The organism is Atribacterota bacterium (assembly GCA_028703475.1).
Taxonomy (GTDB): Bacteria; Atribacterota; Phoenicimicrobiia; order Phoenicimicrobiales; family Stramentimicrobiaceae; genus JAQVMU01.
This window is the reverse complement of the sequence record JAQVMU010000111.1, coordinates 1-3,526: the sequence shown is the minus strand read 5'-3', so window position 1 is coordinate 3,526 and position 3,526 is coordinate 1. Positions and strand designations below refer to the sequence as shown.

Sequence of the window (3,526 nt, the reverse complement as noted above, 5' to 3'; positions counted from 1 at the left end):
GGAATCGGACAAATCAATATAGCCTTCTAAGGAAACAGAAGATTCTGAATCCGGGTCAATGAAAGTAAAATTATGTACTGCAGCCTGCTTATTGTTAAAAGAAAAATCTGAAATAATATTTTGCATTATTGTATTTTTTATTTCTATTTCATCCGAGAGTAGTTGTGCAGTGAGTTCAAAATCTTCCTGGTATCCTTTTATATTTCCTGCGAGGGTGATATCTCCCTGTATTGGAAAGTTCTTTAAATCTGAAGTAAATATTGATAAATCATCCCGTATAAAGGTGGTGTTGATATCTATAATTTCAACATCAAAATCAAAATAGGGGACAGGTTCTGTTTTAGCATAACCTTGTAGCAGAACAGGAGTTCCGTGATAAAGGGCTTTTATTTCAGAAAATGTGACATCAGGTTTGGAAAGAAGCACAGAACCGTTAATTTCATTAAAAGAAATACCTTCTAAGAAAGATGGTTTTGCAGTAACCTGGTACAATTCAGCCTCTCCCTGCCAGTTAATCTCTGCCGGTTCTGCATCTGGTGAAAAGGTAAAGTTTAAGCTTAAATCAAATTCACCCTGGTTTATGTTGAATTCTTCAGCTACTTCAAGATAATGTTGAAAATGTCTTATCTGGGCATTTTCCAGCTGAAAGTCCAAAGAGTATTCCATCTGTTCTAATGATAAGGTTCCTTTTAATGCCAGCAGGGCATTTTCATTTTTTTGTCGGCCATTCAAATCAAAGGATATTTTTGGTATCCCGGATATATCAATATGTCCTTCAATTTCCTCTATATAGGTTATCAGTGCATCCTGATTATAAAAATAAATCATTTTATCCCTTAAAGTAATTTCGCTGTCATAAAGATGGACCTGATCGAAAAAAATGTTTTGCTGGCTATCTTCTAAATCTATACTAAATTTTGATAAAATATCAAATTCTCCATTTAAATCCCGTGTAATATCTATAGAAGCTTGATATAAATGGATGTCACGAATATCCAGTTTCCAGTTTTTCCAGTCAAGAATAGAAAACACAAATCCAAATTTGACCCTGACTTGTTTTGCCTTAAACAATATTTCTTCTTCAGAGAGGTCATCATCAATAACAGCAAAATTGCTTAGTTGTAAAGACATAAGAGATATTGAATCCAGACTTTCTATTTCTATTTTTTTGCCTAATGTATTTTCTATTTGAGTTACAATTATTGATTTTAAATTTGAACGAAAAGCATCTGTGTTAATGTAGAAAAAAACTATAGCTGTAACAACAGACAGGGTAAAAAATATAATTATAAACCAAAAAATAATTTTATTAGACTTAATATTAACCAAAATACATTTTCCTTTAAAATAATATTACAATCAGAATTCCACAGGTGTTTGCAAAAAAAATAAACTTTTTTGATTGACTTTACTCAAGCCACAAGTTAACAATTCCAGGGATATTATAATTATAACATAGACAATATATCAATATAGCAGACAATCAGTAGCGGAAGTAATATATAAAAATAAGAAACCCAAGTCTCCTTATATTCTAAAATTAAATATGATATATTAAAATATAATTAAGGAAGTCGGAAGGTTATAAAATGGAAAATAAAATGAAAAAGAAGCTAAAAAGTATCTTCAAGACGGATTTGATGGCATAACCCTTAACCAGGATGTTGTGATATTGACCAATGCCTTTAAAGAAGCAATAATGGAAATTAAAGATATCTAATAATTACAGATATAAATAAGAACAAGAACTTTCAAATTAATCTTTGATTGTATTTTCTCTGTATTGTGATAAAATAAAAATAACAGGCAACCTCCCTATAATCAATCACTCTTCTGAAGGCTCTCCTTGTCAAACAAGGTGAGTCTTATTTTTTAAACAGATAAATTTTCAAAATAATAAAACCATGTCTAATATAATTATTAACAGCAATTCTTCAGGTTCGATCTTTTGCTTTTTCGTATCTGTGTACAGATACCTGGTATGAGAATGGTAGAAATTGTAAATTCTTATACAGAGGAAGTATTTTAAAAAGATAAATTTATTACAGGGTTGAAAGATGGTACAATAATATATTATATTTAACAAAATTCTCCAAAAATAAATAAATATAAGTATTTTTTTTAACAATAAAATAGTATATTCATAAATATAATATAAAATCAGGGCAAAATAACATTTTAGCCTGTTAATATAATCAAAAAAGGTTTTAATATGTTGGGACAAAAAGAAACAAGTGAAGGAAAACAAAAAATAACGACAAGGACAATTATACTGATAGGTTTAATACTATTAATAATATTAAATTTTAACAAATTCCTTGACCTTATTAAATATTTATATAATATTATTTCCCCCTTGCTAATTGGTGCAGGAATAGCATTTGTCTTGAATATAATAGTAACAAGATATGAAAGACTGTATTTTCCCAACAGCAAGAATAAGCTAATTATAAAGACCCGCAGATTTGTCAGCATTCTTTTATCAATTTTAACTGTAATATTAGCAACTTACTTTTTTCTTAATATACTTATTCCGCAAATTATTGTATTTGTTCAACTGGCAACCACCGAACTACCGGTTATTTATGAAAATTCTGTACAGTGGATAATGGGCCATGTTGAAAAATATCCAATTATTGGGGAAAGATTATCTGAGATTGATATCAGCGGAGAAGCGGCATTAAATAGGCTTCTTGAATTGTTGAATAAGTGGGCATTTGGTTCAGTCTCTTTTATAGGTATCATATTTAATAAGATAGTTGAAATAGCCCTGGCAATCGTTTTTAGTTTTTACATTCTTTTTGATAAAACTATTTTACAGAAAAATTATCAAAAATTAACCAATGCATATCTTAGTAAAGAAAAAAGGGAAAAACTGCAGAGTGTTTTACTTACTACCGAAAAAACATTTTCAAGCTTTTTTTTAGGACAATTTAAAGAGGCAATTATCTTAGGAGTTTTATGTACTATTGGTATGTTGATATTCCATTTTCCCTATGCAACGACTATTGGTTCAGTAGTTGGCTTAACTGCATTAATACCGATGATTGGAGCATATTTAGGTGCAGGAGTGGGATTTTTGCTAATCTTTATGGTTGATGCTATTCAAGCTTTACTGTTTCTACTTTTTATAGTTATCTTACAACAGATAGAAAGCAATTTTATTTACCCGAAAGTAGTAGGGGATACTATTGGACTTCCCGGCATATGGGTATTTGCAGCTATTATTGTTGGGGGTGCTTTTTTGGGAATTATGGGCATACTGCTTGGAGTTCCCATGGCAGCAACAATATATAAGTTAATTGATAAGTCGATCAATAAAAATACAAAATAAATTTAACTGATATTCCACATTTTAAGCGAGGGTTATGTTCACAAATGATATAATATAAAAATAGAAGGAGGTATTAACAATGGAGTATAGGAAATTGGGACGTACCGGCCTTAAGGTTTCTATTATTTCCTTTGGAGGGGTAATGGCTAGAGATATGCAGCAAGAAGAGGTCAAGAAAGCAGTTTCTGAAGC

Annotated in this window: 2 protein-coding genes; one reads left to right on the top strand and one right to left on the bottom strand. The window is 30.3% G+C overall.

Annotation, left to right across the window (positions count from 1 at the left end; genetic code table 11):
• Positions 1-1,329 (bottom strand): DUF748 domain-containing protein (locus PHQ99_08210; GenBank protein ID MDD4289553.1); only part of this gene is annotated, 1,329 nt, incomplete at its 3' end.
• 883 nt (positions 1,330-2,212) lie between these two features.
• Here PHQ99_08210 and PHQ99_08205 point away from each other — a divergent pair.
• Positions 2,213-3,334, top strand: a complete 1,122-nt coding sequence (locus PHQ99_08205; protein ID MDD4289552.1) for an AI-2E family transporter — start codon at positions 2,213-2,215, stop codon at positions 3,332-3,334.
• The last annotated feature ends 192 nt before the right edge of the window (positions 3,335-3,526 follow it).

What these genes read in the sequence shown, in the direction of transcription:
- PHQ99_08205 (MDD4289552.1), top strand. Translation starts at nt 2,213, where the DNA reads ATGTTGGGACAAAAAGAAACAAGTGAAGGAAAACAAAAAATAACGACA.